The organism is Enterococcus sp. AMC1623, assembly GCF_058216495.1.
In genome coordinates this window covers 3,382,679-3,404,306 of the sequence record NZ_CM177096.1, presented here as the reverse complement: position 1 = coordinate 3,404,306, position 21,628 = coordinate 3,382,679, and the positions used below count along the sequence as shown (strand labels likewise).

Below are 21,628 nucleotides of genomic sequence, written 5' to 3'. Positions count from 1 at the left end.
ATTATTCTGTAAAGGGAGGAACAATTAATGTATTTTGAAGTTAACGCATCGCAAAATGAAATAACTCAGCATATTACTGACGATTTCCCTTTGGCTATTTACCAACGAACACTGAACCAACAGCAACAAGATACAATCATGCCCCATTGGCACAAAGAATTTCAATTTATTTGGGTGATTGAGGGTACACTAAATTATTCTATTGAAGCACATACAGTCCCCATATCTTCATCATCAGGTATTTTAATTAATAGTTCAAAATTACATAGTGCAAAACCACTTAGTAAAAAAGTAGACTATCTTTGTATCGATTTTTCACCATTATTCATCAATGAATTATTTTATCAAAAAATTGTGACTCCCATTCAACAGCAGACAAATTTTATCTTCACGTCTGTTCAATTAAATACTCGACAAGAGGCTATCTTAAAAGAAATCATTTCATCCCCAAACAATCTTAATTACTTTAGTCTCTACGAATTATTATTAGGAATCTTATCGCAAGTAAAAACAGATAAAAGATTCTTTGAAAAAAGACCTCTGCCTATCTATGAATTATTAGATTTTGTCCATGCGAATTATCAAAAGCAGCTTTCTGTAGATGACATTGCGCAATCAATTCCGATTAACAAAAATAAGTGCACAGCATTATTTAACCAATATACACAGCTTTCACCTATTAATTACGTCATTGATTTTCGGTTAAATAAAGCGAAAGAATTATTACAAGCAACAGATTATTCCATTTCAGAAATTTGTTACTTTGTAGGCTTTAACAATATTAGTTATTTCATTACAAAGTTCAAGCAAAAATATCATTGCACACCACTCAAATTTCGTAAACAATTTAATTAAACTGCTCCTTCAAAAATGTAGGAGTATTTTTTTTAGTTTAACTATTTACAAATCTTCATTTAATTAATATACTTAATTAAATGACAAAAATATATTGGAGAGAAATAAAAATGACTGAAAAAGTACTATTTGTGGATCGCTCTAGCCTTGCAGGAAGTGTCATTAAAATTCTAGCACGTAATATTCGCTTAATGTCTCACGATACCATCGAAGTGACTGTTCTAACATTAGGGCAACTAGAAACACATCGCTTCACTGATGAAAAAATGATATTTGTCGATCCAATGATTTCTCTAAATCATCGCGTGATAAGACGGATTCCTAAAAAAATAAAAACACTGAATTTTACAATTAGTTCCTATATCAGTTTGAATGCCGAAATCATATTGGAACAAATCAAAACAAAAAAGTGCATATAAACAAACCGAACAATTCTAAAGCACCCTTGCTCTAAAATTGTTCGGTTTTCTAATTAGATTTTATACACAGCTACTGAACGTCGATTAATCGGTATACTAAATTGAGTGCTTGAAGCTACTAAAGGTTTCTGTTCATTTGTCGAATCTAAGTAACCGCCAAACTCTTGCCAATCAGAATGTAAAATTAACTTCGCCTTCGTGGCATCAATCTGCAAGTTTACTGTATGCTGTTCTACCGGATGAAAATTATAAATGAAAACAAATTCTCCCTTTTGATAAGCTAATAATTTATGATCTTCATGATGCAATAATAATTCGGAAGAGGTTGCTAACAAATTATTTTCTTTCACTAACTCAATCATCGCATGATCAAAGCTTTGCAAGAAACGATATCTTAAATTAGTATCTTCCGCTAAATCCCACCGTCTTCTAGCTTTCGAATAACTCCAATTATTATCCGGACTTGGAAAATCAATCCATTCAGGATGACCGAATTCATTACCCATAAAATTTAAATACCCTTCACCAGCGCAAGTACAAGTAATTAAACGAATCATTTTATGCAAAGCAATTGCGCGATCAATAATATCGCTTTGTGAAAAGACATCCATCTTCCAATACATTTCCTGATCGGCTAAACGGAACATAATAGTTTTATCTCCGACTAAAGCTTGGTCATGTGATTCACAGTAGCCCACTACTTTTTCTTGAGGGCGTCTTTGGTTCAATTCATACCAAATCGAGCCTAAATTCCAATCGTAATCAGATGTATTTTTCAATGTTTTAATCCAAAAATCAGGGACTCCCATTCCCAAACGATAATCAAAACCAATGCCTCCGATGTCAATTGGCAAACACATTCCTGGCATGCCACTCATATCTTCAGCAATTAAAATACAATCTGGAGCAACTTCTTTAGCGACTTCTGCTGCTAATTGTAGATAGGTTAACGCTTCTGTATCTGTATTGATAGAAAAATATTTATCGTAGTGATCAAAAGAAACCCCTAAACCATGATGATGGTAAAGCATGGATGTTACGGCATCAAAACGGAACCCATCAAAATGATATTCTTCCAACCAATATTTAACGTTGGACAATAAGAAATGAATGACCTCTGTTTTACCATAATTAAATAATTTTGAGCCCCATTCAGGGTGTGTTCCTCTATCACCTGCATGGAAATACTGAGTTTCGGTTCCATCAAATTGTGCTAACCCTTCGACAACATTTGTTGCAGAATGTGAATGAACAATATCTAACAATACACTAATACCCAAACTATGCGCTGTATCAATCAATAATTTTAAATCCTCTGGCGTACCAAATTTAGAAGAAACAGCAAAGAAATTCGACACTTGGTAACCGAATGAACCATAATATGGATGCTCTGCAATTGCCATCAATTGAATCGTATTGTAGCCTAATTCCTTCACTCTAGGTAAAACGGTTTCAATATATTCTTGGAATGATGAAATTCCTTCTTTGATTCCCGCCATGCCAACATGACTTTCATAAATTAATACCGGTTCATCTTGTGGTCGTTTGAACTCTTGGTCCGTCCACTCAAAAGGCTGCGGTGGATCCCAAACTTGACCATCGAAATCAACCGTCTCTTTTTTTTGTACCACACGCTTACAATAAGTTGGGATGCGTTCAAATTTATCGTTCTCTGTCGTAATTTCAATGCGCACTTTAGAACCATGAACAAGCTGATCTTCATCTGTAAGTTGAATCTCCCAAACACCATCACCAATATTTTTCAATAAATGGCTTGTACGATTCCACTGATTAAACTCTCCAATCAAAGCAATTTTTTTCGCATTTGGCGCCCATTCGCGATAGATCCAGCCATTTTTTTGTTTATGAAATCCAAAATAATGATGACCATTCGCAAAGCTAGAAATTTTTTGCCCTTTTTCTAGTAATCGTTTTTTAGTTGTTAAATAATTTTGATTTCTTAAACGAATATCTGAAATATATGGTTTTAAAAATGGATCAATTTCTAAAATTTTTTCACTAAGCATATTGGTACCTCCTATTAATTCAATATTTGAAAAGAAGAGACTGCCTATTATATATATGATTTATTAGAAAATAACTACTACCTCCAATCATCGCGTCTTTAACAATACAATTTCTCCTTCTAATTCCTCCCCAGTACGAATAAAAGATAATTTTTCATATAACTTCAATGCCACGTCGTTTGTTTTTACTGCGCTTATCCGTAAGACATTTTCGGAAATATTTTGATCAAACCAATGAATTCCTTGAATCAATGCTTCTTTGCCATACCCCATATTTTGAAATTTTGTATCAATCATCAAGCGTTCAATCCACCATGAATCATAGGCATAACTAGCATCAGCAGGATAATGACTAAACATCATAAAACCAATCATTGCGTCATCTAAATAGATACCTAATGCATGACGATTCTTTTCATACAAACTTTCTAATAACGAGTACCAATTCACACAAACAAATTGTTTCTGTTCATCTGTCGTCCTTAAGGAAATACATTCTTTATAATTTGTCTGATTAATTTTTTTTAAAACAATCATAAAACAGGCTCCTCATTTTTGAGACTATCTATCCGGACTATCTCCTTTTCCGTATTTTGAACCATGCCCAATTATTCTATAACTAAATAAAGAATGGCTATTCTCTTTCCATGATATTCTTCAAACAGCCAACTTTTCTTTGTACATTTAATGCTACGTTTATAATACCATATTTCAGAAGGGTACTCCAAAACCTCAACATCATTTCTGAAACGATTCTCTTTATCAACTAAGGGATTCCAATGTCTAAATAATTAGCCTAGTGCTATGTTGTTTATGAAGGAGGGCATTAATTATGTGGACATTATTTGGAACTATCGCTTGCACGCTTAGTTTATTAGCTGGTTTAATATCAGATATTATGCATTTTGAAGGTAGTTGGCTAATTTATCTTATAGGTATTCTTTTTGGAGGATTGGAAATAACCATTGCAGGTTTACGAGAATTAGTGACAGAAAAGCATTTTAATGTTGATTTATTAATGATGATTGCTGCCATTAGTGCAGGAATCATTGGTGATTGGCGCGAAGGTGCGCTCCTCATTTTTATCTTTAGTTTAAGTCATTTACTTGAAGAATATGCAACGGATAAAAGTACCCGCGCAATCAATCATCTCATTAATCGACAACCGAAAATTGCACGAAAAATTTTGGATGATGGTACATATCAAATGATCGATGCCAATCAATTAACGATAGGCGATCACTTGGCTATCTTCAAAGGGGAAAGCGTCCCAACTGATGGCATCATTTTACAAGGTACTTCCGAATTGGATGAAGCCGTCGTCAATGGTGAAAGTATGCCTCGCTTAAAGAAAATAAATGAAGAAGTTTTTGGCGGTACAATTAACTTAGGAAATGAATTAATTATTGAAGTGAACAAAAACAAATCCGAAACAGTCTTCGCAAAAATCATTCAACTAGTCGAGGATGCACAAAACAGTCAAACAAAAACCGAAACATTTATTCAAAAAATCGAAAATCGTTATGTCCTAAGTATTCTTTTGGGCGTTCCCTTAGCCATTTTACTGTTTCATTTCAGTTTAAATTGGTCGTGGAATGAAAGTTTTTATCGTGGCGTAAATTTATTAGTAGTTGCTAGTCCATGTGCGCTAGTCGCTAGTAGTACGCCTGCATTATTGAGTGCGGTCAGTAACGGAGCTCGTCATGGTGTCTTGTTTAAAGGAGGCACTTACTTAGAAGAACTAGCAGAAATCAGAAGTATTGCCTTTGATAAGACGGGCACTTTAACAAATGGGCAACCAACTGTTACCAATGTTTTTTGGACTGTTCCCGAACAAGAAATCATTCCGATTGTCATTGGTTTAGAAGAAAAAAGTACCCACCCTTTGGCAAAAGCAATCGTTAGAAATTGGCAAACACATCAAAAAAAACAATTAGTGGTTGAAGAACTAACAGCAAAGGGTATTCAAGGGATGGTTGATGGAAACATTTATTATATTGGGAAAAAAATGGGCTGCTATGAAGATAATCCTCAGATTAAAAAGTGGAAATTGCAAGGAAAAACTGTGGTTTATATGGAATGTAATCAACAATTTATTGGCGCAATCGCATTATTAGATACGTTAAATAAACATGCCAAAGAAGTCATTCACTATTTTAATGAGGCCAATGTTCATACACTGATGCTCACAGGCGATAACCGACATACAGCAACAACTATTGCGCATGAACTTGGTATCACTGAATACCAATCAGAGTTATTACCAGAAGATAAGGTTGCTTTTTTAAACGAGCAAAAACAAAAGTTCGGGAAAAATGCGATGCTGGGTGATGGTGTGAACGATGCACCCGCTCTTGCTACTGCAACTATCGGGATTGCCATGGGCGAAGGAACCGATGTAGCGATGGATATTGCTGACGTAGTTATTTTAGAAAATAATTTAGCGAAATTGGTGTATACTCATAAATTATCAAAAAAAATGAAACAAATCATTAAACAAAATATTATTTTTAGTATTGCTATTATTCTGTTATTGGTTCTCATTAATATCTTACAAATTTTAACAATCCCACTAGCTGTCATTGGACATGAAGGCAGCACTATTTTAGTAATTCTGAATGGACTCCGTTTACTAAAAACTATCCATGATTAAAAAGGTACCCTCTCTGAACGCTAATGATGTAGTGCTCAGAGAGGGTATCTTATTTATAAGGCAATAAATTCATCTTGTTCAACATCTTTAAAAGCTAATACCCAAGCATCCAATTCATCTTCAGTGTGTAATACCTGCATGTCTTGATTTATTTTTTCATTAATTGAAGAAATTACACCTGTTAAAGGACTCACAAACTTACTGACAGTTTGATTGAAGTTACATTCAATTAATGGTTCTCCTTGTTGAAAAGCTTGAAGCTCTTTTGGAAGTTCCAGGTGTGTTGCTGTCTTTAACGCCTGTTGTGACAGTTTGGTTAAACCAACAACGTATTCTTTTCCATTAAATAAAATCCAAAAATGTTCTGTTTCTTTAAAAACTATTTTCTTCATCTCAGACAATCCTTCCCTTTGTTTTTTAAGCTCTTATATTAAACAATCGGCTGCTTTTATCTGATATTCTAGTTTATAAACAGATTTTTATACTAAAAAAGAAACAGCTACGCTTTTTTCTGAATGTAAGCAAGTATAGCTGTTCCTTTTTGTGTAATTATTTCTTTTTAACGGATATCAATAACATCATTGGACGTCGCATCTCATCTTTCATTCCCACTAAGTCCATCATTTCTTCTGGTGGTTGAGGTTCAATAATGTGCTGGAATTCAAAACCATTTTGTAACAAGGTATTCAAATAAGTGGTTAGTGTACGATGATATTTCGTTACCTTTTCGCCTAAAAAAGTCGCTTCACGTTTTCCTTCATAATAATAATTATCTACAGGAAAATGTAAAATTTCACCCTTCTCATCGTAATACCAATCTTGTGTGCCTTGTGAGGTAAATATAGGGTGTTCAACTGAAAAAACAAATTCACCCTTGGGTTTCAACCACTTGGCAATATTAGTCACTAAAGATTCAAAATTTTTTACATAATGAACAGCCAACGAGCTAATCACTACATCAAACGTTGCTGCTGGAAAAGTCACATCTTCCATCGCTATACATTGATAATTGATTTTTCCATCGCTATTTTTTTCTTGAGCGATTTGTAACATTTTATCTGAAAGATCGATACCAACTACTTCACTTGCACCATTTTCAACCGCATATTTACAATGCCAGCCATAACCACACCCTAAATCTAATACGTACTTATTTTGAAAATCAGGTAGAATTTTTTCTAATTCTGACCACTCGCCAGCTCCTTCTAATCCTTGCTTGGAACGTGACATTTCACTGTATTTTAGAAAAAATTTCTCGTCGTTATATTTATTTTCTTTCACTTTCGCCCCTCCTTTGTTACTGCATAGGTTTATCATATATAATTTTGCTGTTTTTTTGAAATAAAAAAACGTCTAATGCTTGAAAAGCACTAGACGCTCATTTGTTAGCTTAAAACTTTTTCGCTACTGCGGCAACGCGTTCCATTCCCTCAGCGATAATTTCAGCAGTTTTTGAAGGATCTGCATTGTGTCCTTCAATAATTACTTCATCCGTAATTGTCATACCAAACATACCACCAAAAACTTTTTCCATAAACGTCACTGCATTTTCCATTACGCTCATGTCACCTGAATAAATGCCACCACGAGCATTCAATAAAACAATCTCTTTGTCTGCTAATAATTGATTCATTGAACCATCTGCATTGTAAGAGAATGTAAAACCTGCTTGGAAAATATAATCGATAAATGTATGCAATGCTGCTGGAATAGTTAAGTTCCACATTGGGAAAGCAAATACAATCGTATCAGCTGCAGCGAATTTATCCATCACTTCTTGACGAACAGACATTAATGCTTGTTCTTCTTCATTTAATTCTTGATTTTGTGCTTGTTTGCCAAATGAATCAAATAATGTTTGACCAATATAAGGCATTGCTTGTGCATAAACATCAAATGTTGTTACTTCCACTTTATTTTTATCTAAATTTTCTACAAAAACATCAAACATTTTTGCAGAGACGCCATCCGGACGGTTATTTGCTTTAACAACTAAAATCTTTTTCAAATCAATTTCCACCTTTTCAATAAGTTATAACAGAGGTTAGTATACTATAGATTTATTTCACTTACAATAAATAAGCACTTACTATATATAAGTAAATAATTCTATTGATTAACCCTCAGTCTATTCAATAAAAAAAAGAGGAGTATAATTGTAAAACTTTTTACATCAAAAAATAGCTATAACGCGTTTCCGTACGAGAAAGTTCTTCTAGTTTCGTTGAATCATCCACAATTCGTTGAATGATATTAAACAGCATCTTTAACTTTTGCTTATCTTCTTTAATTGCCAAATCGACGTATAAACAATATTCGATTTGATTGGATTTTTCTAATCGTAAAATTTTAAAGTTCTCTTTTTCAGAATCAAGATTTAGATAAAGATGAATATTGCCATTTAAAGGAAGATAGTCATAAGAAGCTACTTGCTTAATCGGTTCTTCTAATGCTTGAATCTCAAAACTAAACGGTGGTAATTTTTTTTCATACTCAAACGCTTGGAAAAATAAATATTTCAATGAATCTATATATTGTAATTCATCCATTTCTTCTTCAACAAAATAAATTGGATTATGTTGAATATTTAATTTTTTGCCATAATTTGAGCATAAATAAAGATCATATGCATGATTACTTTGCAAATCTAGTTCATAAAGCACTTTTGTTTCAATTCGATCAATAAATTCAGAAAAATGATGTTGAAGATTAAATTTTAATTGCTGCGTTGATAAACGTCCATCAATAGCAATAATAGCTACATTTAATTTTCTGTGTTCTAACACAATTCGATTTAACATTCCATAAAAAGTCAAAAAGATTAAGTGCTGTTCACGTTTTGAAAAATGATAATGATATGTCTTAAAAAATTTTTTATAGATTTTTTTCATATAATAGCGAAGAATAGGTTGATGACCATCATTTTTGAAATCATTGTATCTTAAATCGATGCTATCAGAAACATTCAACATAATTTTTAGACTGATAGGAATCATAATTTTTAATAAATCTTTTAAGCATGTATAATCATCAAATGCATCAATTTGTAAATATTCAGAGACTTCTCTTAATAAAAAATTTCTAGTTTCTTCTGCTAAATTAATTAAATAATTATAATTTTCTTTACTACAATCAACAAAACGATATAAATCGGTACTAAAAATCGCAATATAGGTCAAAAACTGGATAATTTCTTCAGTAAATTCAAAGCCCTCAAATTTATTTCGTAATTTTTGAAGAATTTCTATCACTAAATAATACTCATCTGTCTCCTTATACTCAAATAAAATTTCTGGTAAATCTAACGTGATAGTATTTTTATACAAAGTTTGATTACGAAAATAGAGCAAATATACAATAAAACGTTCAGCATTAATATCGGAAAATACAATACGAGATTTAGTAATTGATTTAAAAAAAGTTTGTCGAATTTTTTCTTTTTCACAATTGTCACAATAGAAAAACGCACTATATTCTGGAATACCAAAATCATTACTGGCATTCTTGTCAAAATAGCGATACATTCGAATAGTTAATAAAACTTTTTTGAAGGTTGCTCCTTTAATCATCATGCCATAATGTGGACGACTAACTAAAGATAAATCATATTGTGAAAGCATTTGTTTTACTTCTTGCAGTTCACGATTAATTGAATAATTGATAACTAATTTTCTTTGAATTTCTTCTACTTTAATTGGTTTTTTTGATGATAAAAAGCAACGGACAATATAATTTACGCGATGATCAAACTCACTTTCAATTGTTGTTGATGGAAAAATTTGATAAAATTCTTTAATTTTATTCTCGTATTCCTTTTCAAGGATTTCCATCTTATACCCAAGTGAGCGTTTGGAAACAATCGCCATTTCTGGACTGTCAATTTCTTCTTTCAACTGTTTGATATCGGTTTTAATGGTTCGGGAAGTCACCTTAAGTTGGTCAGCTAGCTCTTCACTCGTCAAATAATCATCTGCACGAAAAAGAAGGAGAAACAATGCTTTGTGCCTAGGTTTTTCATCTAAAAATTTTAATTTCTCAGATATTCCTAAGTGCATAGTCTCACCTCCTTTACCACTATTCTAAATAAAGCTCTTTCATAGTGTCAATCATTTCTTGCGTTATTTTAAGTTCGGAAGTCACATAATTTTCAATTGAACCATATGTTTCAATAATTGTATCTATAGATGCTTCTAAAAATTCGGATTTTGTATCAATAAATGAATATAAATGATCCAATACACTTTGATCCGTCGTTAATTTTTTATAGCCTTCCATTTTAACTCGGTTACGCTCTTCTCGATTTTTAGCAGTTAGTAAATAATCTGCGATAAGATCTTCTTTACGTACTCCTAATACGCCTAACACAAGCATCGCACCAAAGCCTGTACGATCTTTTCCACCTCGGCAATGTTGAACAACTGCTGGTGCATCAGGTTGAGCTACCACTCTGAGCATTTCCGCAAACGCTCTTTTTGATTCGTCTTTATTAGCAAATACTCGATATTGCTTCAATACAACATCTGCTTGATTTACTAATGTACCCGCTTTTTGTTGTTCAATAATTTTGGTAATTAAATTAATGTCTTCATTTTCCTTTGATGATTGGAATTGTGCGGCTAATTCTGCGGCATGGGCTGCAGGATCTAAATGAACCGTTTTTGGTTCAGGAGTTAATCTTTTATTCGGATATTTAGATATTTCATCATCACTTCGATAATCGATAATTGTATGAATTCCTAATTTATTCAAATAGGAAACGCCATTTTCTGTCGCATTATGAATATGATCCGAACGATATAATTTTCCCCATTTCACGGTATGTCCATCAGCGGTTTCGTACCCACCCATATCACGGAAATTATTCATTCCTTCAACCGGTAATGTACGTTCGGCAACTGTATAACCTTCCTTTTCAGTTTGAATATAGAAATAAGGTCGATTGTTTGCTGCATCCACTTCTACCGTAATTTCATCTTCATTTGTTTTAACGATTAATTCACCAGGACGTTCATCTGGTGATGTCATCACATAGATGGCTACTTCTTGCGCCTGTTCAGAAGTAGGCCTTTGAAAATGAAACTGGTTTGTTGCTACTTGGGTTACTTCATATTTATTTACCATAGGCTACCCTAAGATTCCTAACATAGTTAAGATAATTGAAATAATCATGATTCCCACAATTAATAAAGGCGCATGTTTCCCATTGGTTTTTTTCAAAATTTTATAAACAATAAAAGTAATTAATAGACTAAATAGTCCTGGCATTACTTTATCAAACATTTCTTGAAAGGCAATAACATTTTCCCCAGCTGCAATTTCAGACACAATATTCACTTTAACAACTGAAGCGATTAAAGCACCAATAACCATTAGACCCACAACATTCGCCATGTTCGCAAGACGTTGTAGGATGTTGCCACCTGTTCCCTCAATTAAGTCCATTCCTTTTTTGTAACCTAAATGAATTCCATAATATTTACTTGCTACATTCAATGAATTGTATAGTAAAAACATCAAAATTGGACCTAATATACTGCCATTTAAAGCTAAGGCTGCTCCGATACTTCCACAAATTGGTAACCAAGTAAATTTTAAAATACTATCGCCAAGTCCAGCTAAAGGACCCATCAAGCCTGTTTTAATCCCTGTAACTGTTTCTTTTTGATCTTCATCCGTTGTTTCTTCAATTGCTGCTGTAATTCCTAAAATCAAAGCATCGGCATTGACATGACTATTGAAAAATTCCAGATGGCGCTTCATCGCTTTTACACGTAATTCTTTTGGTTTGTCTGCATATAAACGATTTAAGACAGGGGCAAAACTAGATAAGAAACCAATCGCTTGCATCGATTGAAAATTATTCGTTACATTTAATAACTGCATTCGCCAAAAGACTTTCGTCAAGTCTTTTTCAGTTACTTTATTTGTATGTTCGCTCATAGATCATAATCCTCCTCATCTTCATCATCTACTGTACCAGCAGAACTTTGAACGACTACTTTTTGTTGTGTTGCTAAATCGTAAATTAATGCGATTGGCAAAGCAATTAAAGTAATTGGCAATACGGATAATCCTAAATAAACCGCTAAAGTAAAACCAGCTACTAAAAATGTCCATAGTTCCCCTTTTTTAATCATCATTAACATTAATAAGCCAATACCGACAGAAGGAATAATTGAACCAGCAACTGTTAACCCTTTCATAATATCTTCAGGTAAAGCTGCAACAACAGTATCGATAGCACCTGAACCAAAATAAATTGCTAAGAAAGTAGGTACGGCGCGAATTAAGAAGGCAATACACATTGGAATGTAGTTAATACGAAAAATCTTTGAAAAGTCCCCAGTTTCGGCAATTCTATCGGCAATCGGATTCAAATATACAATACTAGAACGATATAAAACTAATAATTGCTGTGCTAACAGTGAAGTTGGAACTGCTAAAGCAACCGCAGTCGCTGTACCGCCTGACGCAATTCCTAATGCAGTACCAATGGCTGTACCAGAAATAATATCTGGTGCAGAGTAAGCACCGACGTTTCCGACACCCATCCACATAACTTCTAAAGTGGCACCAATTAAAAGAGAAGTTTCTAAATCGCCCATAATTAAGCCTACAACGGGAGCAATTAATAATGGACGACGAATCATTTGTGTACCAATATCATCAATTGCACAAATACCGGCCCACGCTGCAATTAATAATGCTGATATCATGAAATGACCTCCTTTAAGTCAATTTTTTCATCATTTGGAACCATTTGAATCGTTATTTTCACATTTTTTTCTAATAATTTTTTGAAAGCTTCACGTTCAGCTGGTGTAACTGAGACAGCTTTTGTTAAACGCTCTCTTCCTTCTTGGAAACGCATACCTCCAACGTTTAATTCTTCAACTGGAATTCCTGCTTCTACTGCACGATAAACATCTTCACTATTTGTAAATAATAGCATCGTACGACGTGTAATCGCGTTTTTCTTAATGATTTCTCCAAATTTTTCTACTGGAAAAGCACGAACATTAATCCCTGCAGGTGCGGCCATAGTTAAAATACTTTTTTGTGTTTTATCCCCTGCGACCTTATCATTTAAAACAATAATTTGTTCTACCTTATGCATATTCACCCATGTTGTTACTACTTGACCATGAATTAAACGGTCATCAATACGACTAAAGACTATACTCATCTTCTTCTTCTCCTTCCAAATCTGCGTTTGTACGAACTGTTAGACCTTGTGCATAAGCACTACGTAGTGTTTCTTCAATTGTTGCAAACTCTCCTGTACGAGCCATCAATACTTCTAGTAACATTGGTAGATTGACTCCGGATGCAACAATCGTATTTTCTCTTTCCAATAAATAACTTGCTAAGTTAATGGGTGTTCCACCAACAATATCGGTTAGAACCAATAAACCTTTTGTTGTTGCTAGTTGATCTGCTTTATCAAACATTTCTTGCTTCAAATCATCGACTTGGTCTACGACAAAAACACTCATTGTATCGTAATTTTCTTGTTTTCCAACAATTAATTCTGCACTTTCAATGGCTGCTTTACCAAAATCTCCATGTGTCATAATTAATAAACCAATTGTATCTGACATTTCACTTTCCCCTTTCAATACCTTTTATTTTTTCACTTACAAACATCTCCTGTTTGTATAATTTATTATATATCTATTAAAAACGTTTTCAACAACGTAATTTTCACTAACAAAAGGGAATTACTACGAATCAACAGTATTTTGAATAATAAAATGTACCTACACTCGCTTTTCATGGCAATCCCTTCTCTTGATTAATTACATTTACTGCATCGCACTATCTGCATTCTTAAATTGCTTTCAAAAAAACTTTGCTGTATTCATCATACGTCCTACTTATATATAACAATAAGGTTCTGGGTCTATTAAGCGATACAGATAGTCAGAAAATATACTTTACATGCTGCAGAAATGATAGAAATTCCAGCTGCACAAGTAGATTCCTTCATCCAAAAAGCAAATAAACAATAGCCTCTCCTCGTTCGTTAAAACCCCAAGTATGGCTTGAAATAAGCCATACTTGGGGTTTTAATTCATGATTTGTATTTGAAAAACTTCGATACACCGATTCACTTAATAGTTCCAGTTAAAATAGACTATGTCCCCAATTTTAGAGCGGTTCTGCTTTTATAAAGTTTTGACAATCTCATTCAAGCTTCCCCTAGATATGGTAGAATGAAAGTGAATCTTTTAAAATTGTGTAAATAGAAAAGAGGTTGCTTATGAAAATCCAGTTATTTCTAAAAGGTATGTTACGTGGTGGAATTCCTTTTGTGATTATGAGTATCATAGCGTATATTCTCTATTTACAAAACAGTATTACAGACGCAAAAGGAACTTTTTATGCTGCATTGATTGCTTTTATCGTTGGTTTCGCTACAGTTATATACGATATTAATCAATGGAGTTTGACCAAAAAAACTGTCATTCATTTTTTATTAATGTTACTAACAATCTATCCAATCTTATTATTTAGCGGATGGTTTCCATTGCAAAATATTACCGATGCTTTAGTCATTTTTGGCTATTTTTTAGTAACAGGAGCGATTTTATGGAGTGTTCTGTTATTTCTTGCTAAAAAATTTAATTGGTAATCGTGTGATGGTCACCTATTTTTATTTTAGAAAAAAAGCCCAAACCATTCTTTCATCGTGATCTTTACCTGAATACAAGATAAAATTTTTCTGACAATCACATTGTTTCCAGTATAATAGAAACAATCGACACTTTAGAGTTTTTTATCCATTATACTGGAAACAAAAAAAAGTATTACTGATAGCAATTTCCCTTTTTTTTGGAAGTCGGCCTTTAGTCACTTCATATTTAGAGACTTTTTTTGATTCAGAAAAAATTCGAACAGCCGTATTGGTTCCCTTCAATGTTACATCTTTTAAATAGCCAAATTCCAAAGATTTCAAATCAGAAGTTTTCTTTATCAGTTTTATCAAGACCATAGTCATTCATGATAGCAAGATCCATGGTCCGCTGTTTATCAAAATAAGCAGCACTCGTCTTTTGCATATCAGGTCCTGTAACCTTTAATCCCATTAAGGCAGAGCTCCCTAAAGCTAGTAGCGCTATTATAGAGAAGAATCTTCCTTTAGATCCATTTATCGACTTTCGGATATCTTTCCATAGTCTTGTTTTGTTCAAGAAATTTACCTCCTACCATTCAAAATCTTCAATATCCATTGGAGATTCATTCGTTTCCATATTTTTCACTTTTCCATCGTGAATTTCTATCAACCGATCAGCAATTGGGGCTATCGCTGCATTGTGAGTCACAATGATAACGGTAGAGCCTTCTGAATGACTTTTATCTTGCAAGATTTTTAGTACTTGCTTTCCGGTCTTATAATCGAGAACTCCTGTAGGCTCATCACATAATAATATTTTAGGATTCTTTGCTACGGCCCGAGCTATCGCTACCCGTTGTTGTTCGCCACCAGAAAGTTGTACCGGAAAATTATCCATTCGCTTTTCTAATCCAACTTCTTTTAAAACTTGTTCAGGATTCAATGCATCTTCCACAATTTCTTAAGCTAATTCGACATTCTCCTTTGCAGTCAAATTCGAAACTAGATTATAAAATTGAAAAACAAAACCTACGTTGTTCCTGCGATATTCAGTCAACTGTTTTCCGTTGTAATTTGAAATATCTTTTCCATCAATCATTACTTTTCCTTCATCGTTTGTATCCATTCCACCAAGAATATTTAACACTGTTGATTTCCCAGCTCCTGAAGCGCCTAAAATGATAACAAGCTCTCCCTTTTCAATTTTGAAATTGATTCCATCATCGGCTGCTATGACAGTATTTCCAGTCTTATAGCGTTTATAACTTATCGACCATTTCGATAAATGCCATATGCGCTTTCTCCTTTATATTCTCATTTTGCATAACTATCGTTTATATTTAGACGGTTGCAAACAATATGGAACATATGATATATTGTGATCGAAATGATGACAATAGGCAGAAAAATGATTTTGTTCAAATTTTTACATATATTTGAAATTGAAAAATGTTTTAAGGAAGGATATTAAGAAAAGATGAAGTATGACTTGTCAAAAAAAGCCACAAGAGGTGCACAACGGACACTAGATGCATTTTCATCTAGTGTAATGATTCTAACTGCTGAGAAAGATTTCGAAAGTATTAGTGTTAATGAGATTTGTATTCAAAATAATTATCCTAGAGCAACTTTTTATAATTATTTCGAGGATAAGTATGATTTATTAAATTATGTTTGGTACTTACTTGCAAAAAAAATTGAACTTGATAAATTTCAAGAAGTTGACCCGGATGATCTTATCATTACCTACTTTGATCGAGTCTATGATATTTTTTCAAGTGAAGAAGAATTCTTAACAATGATAATGAGACATAATGGTTATAATAGCTCTCTAGTACAAAGCTTCATTGCTTATTTTAAAAAGACGGTCCACGAAATTTTGTATGAATATATTATCAATAATCCTAAATCGATTGATAGTAATATACCGTTAGAGTTACTAGCTGATCATTTCACTAATACTGTGATTTTATTTATAGATTGGATCTTTTTAAGAAAACATAGGACCACAAAAAAGGAAGCCCATAGTTATCTTAAATATTTGATGGATTCCTTTGTAAAACTGTAAGATTTATACTAGAATTCTCTAAACTCTAAAAATACCGTTTTAAGCAATTAACTGATTGCTTAAAACGGTATTTTTTGTTTTCAATCATTCTTGCCAAAAGCTTTACTTTACGCAGAACCTTTTCATAAATTAGAATTTGTCCAACATTGGACTTTTCTGAATTTCTGATGCTTGTCACCATTTTGATGATGATATATTATTATCAATGAAATTAAACAATTGTCAAAAAATGAACAATAGTATCAATTATTTAAGGAGATGGCATATGAAAAAATGGCAGAAAAGACTTATCATATTTGTTAGTGCAGTGATTTTCTTTGTACTCGGTTTAACAGTATATTCCCACATTCGGTATGATCGAAGTGTAAGTTCGACGGTTGTTGAAAGAATTCTTTGGTTTATGAAAGATCCTAAATCAATCAAAGAGACGCAGCATGAATTATCGAAGATGAAAGAGGACGGGGAGAAAAAATATGAACTAAGTTCGAAATTAAACTTTGATGTACCCGTAAAAAAGACAGTTTATGAAGGTATGGATACTTATGTTCTGAATGGAGAAAAAAATAATGGTACGGTTATTTTGTATATTCATGGAGGGGGATACGTAAACCAACCAGTGATTCAACATTGGGATATGTTGAATCGAGTTGCTAAAAATACCAATTCAAAAATTGTCGTTCCAATTTATCCGTTAGCACCTTTTTCAACTTACGAAGAATCATACAGTCTTTTAACCAGTCTATACCAGTCAATCGAATCCAATCAGGACACTAAAAAAATTGTCCTCATGGGTGACTCAGCTGGTGGAGGATTATCTCTTGGTTTAGCAGAGACTTTTAATGAAAAGAACATTCCGCAACCAAACGCGTTGGTATTACTTTCTCCATGGGTAGATGTAACGATGAAGAATTCAGATATTAAGGAGTATGAAAAGAAGGATCCAATGCTTGATAGAAACGCATTAATTGCCTACGGCGAGTCTTGGGCAGGTTCAACTGACACAAAGGACTATCGTGTTAGTCCTTTGTATGGGAACATTTCACACTTGAAGAATGTGACGATCTTTGTTGGGACTCGTGAACAATTTTATCCCGATATTATGAAATTGAATGACAAATTAAAAGAAGCAGGTGTTAAAACGAAAGTGCACGTTGGAATTGGTCAGAATCACGTCTATCCTTGTATTCCGGTTAAAGAAGGTCGTGAAGCTATAAAGCAAATCAGTAATTTAGTTAACGGTCTATAATTAGAAAGAACACTATAGAATGATTAAAATTGTAACAGATTCTGCATGCAAGCTCCCATCTGAACTAATAAAGGAGCTTGATATAACCGTTGTTCCATTATCTTTTAATGTGGGATAATGATGATGGCTCAGCATCCTTATATCAGTTTTTAAAGATGGTTGAAAAAAATCGAGATTTACCAAAAACTAGTCAACCACCTATTGGACAATTTTCTAAAATATATGAAGATTTAACTGCAGATGGAAGTCAAGTTCTCTCCATTCATTTATCAAATTCATTAAGTGGTACAGTAGAAGGAGCTTCGCAAGCAGCACGATTAACTCAAGGTAAAGTACCCGTAATTGATAGTGAATTTATTGATCAAGCTTTAGGATTTCAAGTTGAGACTGCTGGAAGAATGGCACAAAAAGGTAAATCACTCGACGATATTTTGAAGAAAATTTGTGAGAATACTAAAGTTTATGTAGGTATATCAACATTGAAAAATTTGGTAAAAGGTGGCAGAATTAGTAGATTAACAGGAGCTATCTCAACAGTAATTAAGATGAAAGTCATTTTGGAATTCAAACGCGGAAAACTTATTCCTATAATAAAAGGGCGAGGTAAAAATTTTACTCAATATTAAAAGACAAACTAGAGACACTTAAAAAATCTGGAAAAAACATCCTAAAAATTGGGATATCCTATTCTGGAGACAATGATCTTTCTAAACAATCTAAAAGCAGAAGTTGAAAATTTTTTTAGTAAATATCAAATCATCTATCTTCCAACAACACCGATAATTGCTACTCACACTGGTGAGAATCCTTTTGGTTTCATGTATTTTACCAATTGAATAAAAACATAATAATACTAAAAAATCTTCTACACATAATATAGGGACCAATCAGTTTAAGCCAAACTTAATCGATTGGTCGCTTTATTTTTATTATATATCCTTAACTTATTCCAAAAAAAAGTCCAAATGGAGCTTTAATCTATGATTTAACCACAGAATCAATCTCGTATTCCAATATAGAAAGTACTAAAGCTACTTCAATAAATGACCTACCTAAGATACTTGAAAAATCATCAAAAGGCGTCAGAGTGTTACCAAATCTTGCGTGGTCTCCTTTCTATGGGTTAGAAGCAACTTTCTTGTTACAGAGTTTTGAAAATCTGGAAGGCAACGAATCAAAGGTTGATCTTGAAACGTTTCATGTTCTGTCAAACCTAGCTAGTTGAACATAAAAATACTTTTTAAATATGGGATTAAAAAAGGATCTGATCAATTTCAGAGCCTTTCTATTTCACGAGACTATTTTCCACTTTCCATCTTTTCTTACTGAGAAATCATAACTAAAGGAGTGATTCGTCTTGGTAACAGTATCAATATATTTTACATTCAAATTGACGCTGTAGCCCTCATTATTTTTTATAATTGTTGGATTGATCAACTCCTCGAAGACTAATTCATGATTTATTGGTCTCAATCCACTTCCTTTTATATAGTATTCCAACTCTTTATCAGATGCTGTCGGATATAGCTTAAAAAAAGTATTTAGAAATCCAAGGATTTCATCTGTTGTCTTTGTTTTATATTTTGCTTTTGACGAGGTCTCAATCATGGTAGGTAATGAAGTGATGAGTTTATTTCCATTTCGATCTTGATATACAATCGTCTCATATGTTACTTTTCGCTCAACTTTTTTTGACCCTTCTGATACTATTTGAAGTATTTCGAACGATACTCTATATTGATTACTTTCCTTTGCGACATCTTGGATTTTCACAGATAGAACTTCTGCGCTTGTTGGTATATCAGGTCGAATCATATCCTTAATAATACTTAGATTTTCGTCAGTTAGATACAACTTAAGCTTTTCCTTACGCTGTCCAATTGCTGATTTATCGTTTCTCCATGAAAAATAAGTCTTCGCAAAGTCAATAGTGAAATTTTCAACTCCTGAAGTATTTACAACGATTTCTTTCTCTACAATTTTTTCGTGAGTAGTATGCTGATCAATGGCAGTAAAATTCTTATAAAGCCCAAAAGAAACACTGACAATAAGTAATAGCCAGAGTGACACAATTGCTTTTCTGTTCTTCCCAAGATGAAGCGTTCTGTTTTTCTTTGCTTTTGGTTTCACGCCATGGGAATCTAAAGAAAAGACTGTACCAGGTACTAATGCACCCGATTTTTTGTCACGCTTAACGATTTTAAGATTTCCATCTTTTTCTACCTTGATCTTAATGGTGTATTCATTTGTTTGGTCAATGGCACCAACCAGAATAGCTTGTTCTCCTTTCTTTCGATAAACGACTGGTGCATCAGCTTTCTTCGTTTTCTCTAAAACAAGTTCGCCATCTGATTTTGAATGACTTGATGGGGTAATGATCAGTTTATTGTCATTGACCATGTAATCAACATTGGCGGTGTTTTTCACCACACGATCAAACTCAGAGATTTTTGCGCCATTTGTATCAGTTAAGGTGGCTGATTGACCAAGAACTAACTGAGTTGTGGAATTATCAAAACTAGGTTTCTTTTGATAATCGCTGATTGCTTGATTGATCTTCTTCTCCACAGAAGGAATATCAACTGTTTTTTGCGTGGAATGAGAATAATTTATCTGATGCATACTCCACAGAAACTTTATCTAGATGGTGGATATCCGCTGCCGAAGCAACGATTGGATTGACCACCGCAAGTATTGTTTGAACTAGCATGGAAGCCCGTACAAGTAAGGTCCACTTTTTTTGATTCTTTTTCTTCATATTGGACTCCTTTCAAATTTGAGTAATAAAAAAGCCGTCCATTTCTGAACAGCTGATGCATATCATATTTCATCTTTTCTTTTGCAGATTTTTCATTCTTGTTTCGTTACGCATTGCTTTATAATTATCGAATCCTATTTTCTCCATAATTTCTTCCTAAGACAATCCTGTTCGACGCATGATGGTTTTAACAGATGGAAGATGAGGATTGGTACATCTTTTTTCGAATTCTATCTGAGATAATGAATCCTGTAAATATAGTTTGTAGATTTCCTCTCTGATCGTAAAGAAAAGACTGAATTCATTTTCGAAACAATCTTCAGTTGTTTTCTTTCGGAAAAAGTCGTTCGTATTTTCAAATCTTTTTTTAAGCGTATTTCGACAAGGGATATTCTTTCCGGCAGATATCTTCTCGTATTGTCTCATTGAAGATATATTATTTTCATCAATGAATGATTTTATTAGTTTCTCCAATTCATCATTCGACATCTTGTTCCAATCAGTTACAGCATTTTTCTTTAAATTTGGATTTTCCCTAGTCGCTTTTACATAGTCACGACTTGTTTCAATTTCGTGTTCCTCAATAAATGATTTAATGATCATCATCAGTTCGAGATCATCTTTTTCTTTCCAAATAATTCTCTTATCAGTACTCCTCGATATAGTTACCCTTATTAAATTATTGTGAGGGTTGGTGTGAATCCAAATGTACACCGCGTTATATGAAATCGTGTAGTCTTCTTTAGATAATCATCTTTTCGGAGACCTTTCTATTTCGAGAGATTGCTACGGTTTTTTTCGAATCAATTTTGTCGTCAGGATTTTGCCTTTGACTACCCCCAATTTGACGACATAGGTAGTCAAATTGGGGGTAAGTGGGGAATCTGAGACATTTTTTCGAAAAAGTCTATTTGGATAAAAGAAAAAAACCCTTGATATACAAGGGTTCTCTCACACCAAGAACTACTGGGATAGTCTTGTTTTT

23 protein-coding genes and 1 pseudogene are annotated in these 21,628 nt (G+C 33.3%); 8 read left to right on the top strand and 16 right to left on the bottom strand.

Annotation, left to right across the window (positions count from 1 at the left end):
• The first annotated feature begins 27 nt into the window (after positions 1 to 27).
• Together AC4BC7_RS16800 and AC4BC7_RS16795 are read left to right on the top strand one after the other, a co-directional pair.
• The gene (locus tag AC4BC7_RS16800) at positions 28 to 855 is read left to right on the top strand and encodes an AraC family transcriptional regulator (protein WP_490503440.1); all 828 of its coding nucleotides are present in this window, start codon (positions 28 to 30) and stop codon (positions 853 to 855) included.
• A gap of 110 nt (positions 856 to 965) precedes the next feature.
• The gene (locus tag AC4BC7_RS16795) at positions 966 to 1,274 is read left to right on the top strand and encodes a hypothetical protein (RefSeq protein ID WP_207941792.1); all 309 of its coding nucleotides are present in this window, start codon (positions 966 to 968) and stop codon (positions 1,272 to 1,274) included.
• A 53-nt stretch (positions 1,275 to 1,327) separates the two neighbouring features.
• On the opposite strand, the gene AC4BC7_RS16790 is transcribed toward AC4BC7_RS16795, so the two are convergent.
• Both AC4BC7_RS16790 and AC4BC7_RS16785 read right to left on the bottom strand, forming a co-directional pair.
• Entirely contained in the window at positions 1,328 to 3,301 is a 1,974-nt protein-coding gene (locus tag AC4BC7_RS16790) for an alpha-amylase family glycosyl hydrolase (RefSeq protein ID WP_207941791.1), read from the bottom strand.
• Between the two features lie 87 nt (positions 3,302 to 3,388).
• Positions 3,389 to 3,838 (bottom strand): GNAT family N-acetyltransferase, encoded by a 450-nt coding sequence (locus tag AC4BC7_RS16785; protein WP_490503439.1) that lies wholly within the window; start codon positions 3,836 to 3,838, stop codon positions 3,389 to 3,391.
• 295 nt (positions 3,839 to 4,133) lie between these two features.
• On the opposite strand from AC4BC7_RS16785, the gene AC4BC7_RS16780 reads away from it, so the two are divergent.
• On the top strand, positions 4,134 to 5,954 hold the full coding sequence (locus AC4BC7_RS16780) for a heavy metal translocating P-type ATPase (RefSeq protein ID WP_490503438.1): 1,821 nt from the start codon (positions 4,134 to 4,136) through the stop codon (positions 5,952 to 5,954).
• A gap of 53 nt (positions 5,955 to 6,007) precedes the next feature.
• On the opposite strand, the gene AC4BC7_RS16775 is transcribed toward AC4BC7_RS16780, so the two are convergent.
• The 9 genes from AC4BC7_RS16775 to AC4BC7_RS16735 form a co-directional block, all read right to left on the bottom strand.
• Positions 6,008 to 6,346 (bottom strand): biotin/lipoyl attachment domain-containing protein, encoded by a 339-nt coding sequence (locus AC4BC7_RS16775; protein WP_207941789.1) that lies wholly within the window; start codon positions 6,344 to 6,346, stop codon positions 6,008 to 6,010.
• A 157-nt stretch (positions 6,347 to 6,503) separates the two neighbouring features.
• Positions 6,504 to 7,235, bottom strand: coding sequence for a class I SAM-dependent methyltransferase (locus AC4BC7_RS16770; RefSeq protein WP_490503437.1), 732 nt, complete (start codon positions 7,233 to 7,235; stop codon positions 6,504 to 6,506).
• Between the two features lie 109 nt (positions 7,236 to 7,344).
• The gene (locus AC4BC7_RS16765; RefSeq protein ID WP_207941788.1) at positions 7,345 to 7,962 is read right to left on the bottom strand and encodes an FMN-dependent NADH-azoreductase; all 618 of its coding nucleotides are present in this window, start codon (positions 7,960 to 7,962) and stop codon (positions 7,345 to 7,347) included.
• A gap of 160 nt (positions 7,963 to 8,122) precedes the next feature.
• Entirely contained in the window at positions 8,123 to 10,009 is a 1,887-nt protein-coding gene (locus AC4BC7_RS16760; RefSeq protein ID WP_490503436.1) for a BglG family transcription antiterminator, read from the bottom strand.
• A 19-nt stretch (positions 10,010 to 10,028) separates the two neighbouring features.
• Positions 10,029 to 11,075: a tyrosine-protein phosphatase gene (locus AC4BC7_RS16755; RefSeq protein ID WP_490503435.1), complete on the bottom strand. Its 1,047-nt coding sequence runs from the start codon at positions 11,073 to 11,075 to the stop codon at positions 10,029 to 10,031.
• 3 nt (positions 11,076 to 11,078) lie between these two features.
• Positions 11,079 to 11,894: a PTS system mannose/fructose/sorbose family transporter subunit IID gene (locus tag AC4BC7_RS16750; RefSeq protein WP_490503434.1), complete on the bottom strand. Its 816-nt coding sequence runs from the start codon at positions 11,892 to 11,894 to the stop codon at positions 11,079 to 11,081.
• On the bottom strand, positions 11,891 to 12,670 hold the full coding sequence (locus tag AC4BC7_RS16745; RefSeq protein WP_207941784.1) for a PTS mannose/fructose/sorbose/N-acetylgalactosamine transporter subunit IIC: 780 nt from the start codon (positions 12,668 to 12,670) through the stop codon (positions 11,891 to 11,893). Before AC4BC7_RS16745 ends, AC4BC7_RS16750 begins: the two co-directional genes overlap by 4 nt.
• Positions 12,667 to 13,140: a PTS sugar transporter subunit IIB gene (locus AC4BC7_RS16740; protein ID WP_490503433.1), complete on the bottom strand. Its 474-nt coding sequence runs from the start codon at positions 13,138 to 13,140 to the stop codon at positions 12,667 to 12,669. The genes AC4BC7_RS16745 and AC4BC7_RS16740 overlap by 4 nt, the downstream gene beginning before the upstream one ends.
• Positions 13,124 to 13,555: a PTS sugar transporter subunit IIA gene (locus AC4BC7_RS16735; protein WP_490503432.1), complete on the bottom strand. Its 432-nt coding sequence runs from the start codon at positions 13,553 to 13,555 to the stop codon at positions 13,124 to 13,126. The genes AC4BC7_RS16740 and AC4BC7_RS16735 overlap by 17 nt, the downstream gene beginning before the upstream one ends.
• Positions 13,556 to 14,217: 662 nt before the next feature.
• Here AC4BC7_RS16735 and AC4BC7_RS16730 point away from each other — a divergent pair.
• Positions 14,218 to 14,589, top strand: a complete 372-nt coding sequence (locus tag AC4BC7_RS16730; protein WP_207941781.1) for a DUF3021 family protein — start codon at positions 14,218 to 14,220, stop codon at positions 14,587 to 14,589.
• 325 nt (positions 14,590 to 14,914) lie between these two features.
• On the opposite strand, the gene AC4BC7_RS16725 is transcribed toward AC4BC7_RS16730, so the two are convergent.
• Both AC4BC7_RS16725 and AC4BC7_RS16720 read right to left on the bottom strand, forming a co-directional pair.
• Positions 14,915 to 15,148, bottom strand: coding sequence for a hypothetical protein (locus AC4BC7_RS16725; RefSeq protein WP_490503431.1), 234 nt, complete (start codon positions 15,146 to 15,148; stop codon positions 14,915 to 14,917).
• 12 nt (positions 15,149 to 15,160) lie between these two features.
• Positions 15,161 to 15,863: pseudogene (locus AC4BC7_RS16720) on the bottom strand (ABC transporter ATP-binding protein).
• Positions 15,864 to 16,048: 185 nt separating this feature from the next.
• Between AC4BC7_RS16720 and AC4BC7_RS16715 the strand changes: the two are divergent.
• From AC4BC7_RS16715 to AC4BC7_RS16700, 4 genes are all read left to right on the top strand, one after another.
• Positions 16,049 to 16,639: a TetR/AcrR family transcriptional regulator gene (locus AC4BC7_RS16715; RefSeq protein WP_490503430.1), complete on the top strand. Its 591-nt coding sequence runs from the start codon at positions 16,049 to 16,051 to the stop codon at positions 16,637 to 16,639.
• A gap of 265 nt (positions 16,640 to 16,904) precedes the next feature.
• Complete coding sequence (locus AC4BC7_RS16710) at positions 16,905 to 17,885, top strand: alpha/beta hydrolase fold domain-containing protein (protein ID WP_490503429.1); 981 nt, start codon at positions 16,905 to 16,907, stop codon at positions 17,883 to 17,885.
• A 19-nt stretch (positions 17,886 to 17,904) separates the two neighbouring features.
• Positions 17,905 to 18,003, top strand: coding sequence for a DegV family protein (locus AC4BC7_RS16705; protein WP_490503428.1), 99 nt, complete (start codon positions 17,905 to 17,907; stop codon positions 18,001 to 18,003).
• On the top strand, positions 17,975 to 18,511 hold the full coding sequence (locus AC4BC7_RS16700; protein ID WP_490503427.1) for a DegV family protein: 537 nt from the start codon (positions 17,975 to 17,977) through the stop codon (positions 18,509 to 18,511). Before AC4BC7_RS16705 ends, AC4BC7_RS16700 begins: the two co-directional genes overlap by 29 nt.
• 664 nt (positions 18,512 to 19,175) lie before the next feature.
• Here AC4BC7_RS16700 and AC4BC7_RS16695 read toward each other — a convergent pair.
• The 3 genes from AC4BC7_RS16695 to AC4BC7_RS16685 form a co-directional block, all read right to left on the bottom strand.
• Positions 19,176 to 20,015, bottom strand: a complete 840-nt coding sequence (locus tag AC4BC7_RS16695) for a conjugal transfer protein (protein ID WP_490504448.1) — start codon at positions 20,013 to 20,015, stop codon at positions 19,176 to 19,178.
• A gap of 448 nt (positions 20,016 to 20,463) precedes the next feature.
• Positions 20,464 to 20,643 carry a hypothetical protein gene (locus AC4BC7_RS16690; protein ID WP_490503426.1) on the bottom strand — a complete coding sequence of 60 codons (180 nt, stop codon included), beginning with the start codon at positions 20,641 to 20,643 and terminating at the stop codon, positions 20,464 to 20,466.
• 156 nt (positions 20,644 to 20,799) lie between these two features.
• Positions 20,800 to 21,249, bottom strand: coding sequence for a hypothetical protein (locus AC4BC7_RS16685; RefSeq protein ID WP_490503425.1), 450 nt, complete (start codon positions 21,247 to 21,249; stop codon positions 20,800 to 20,802).
• Positions 21,250 to 21,628: the final 379 nt, after the last annotated feature.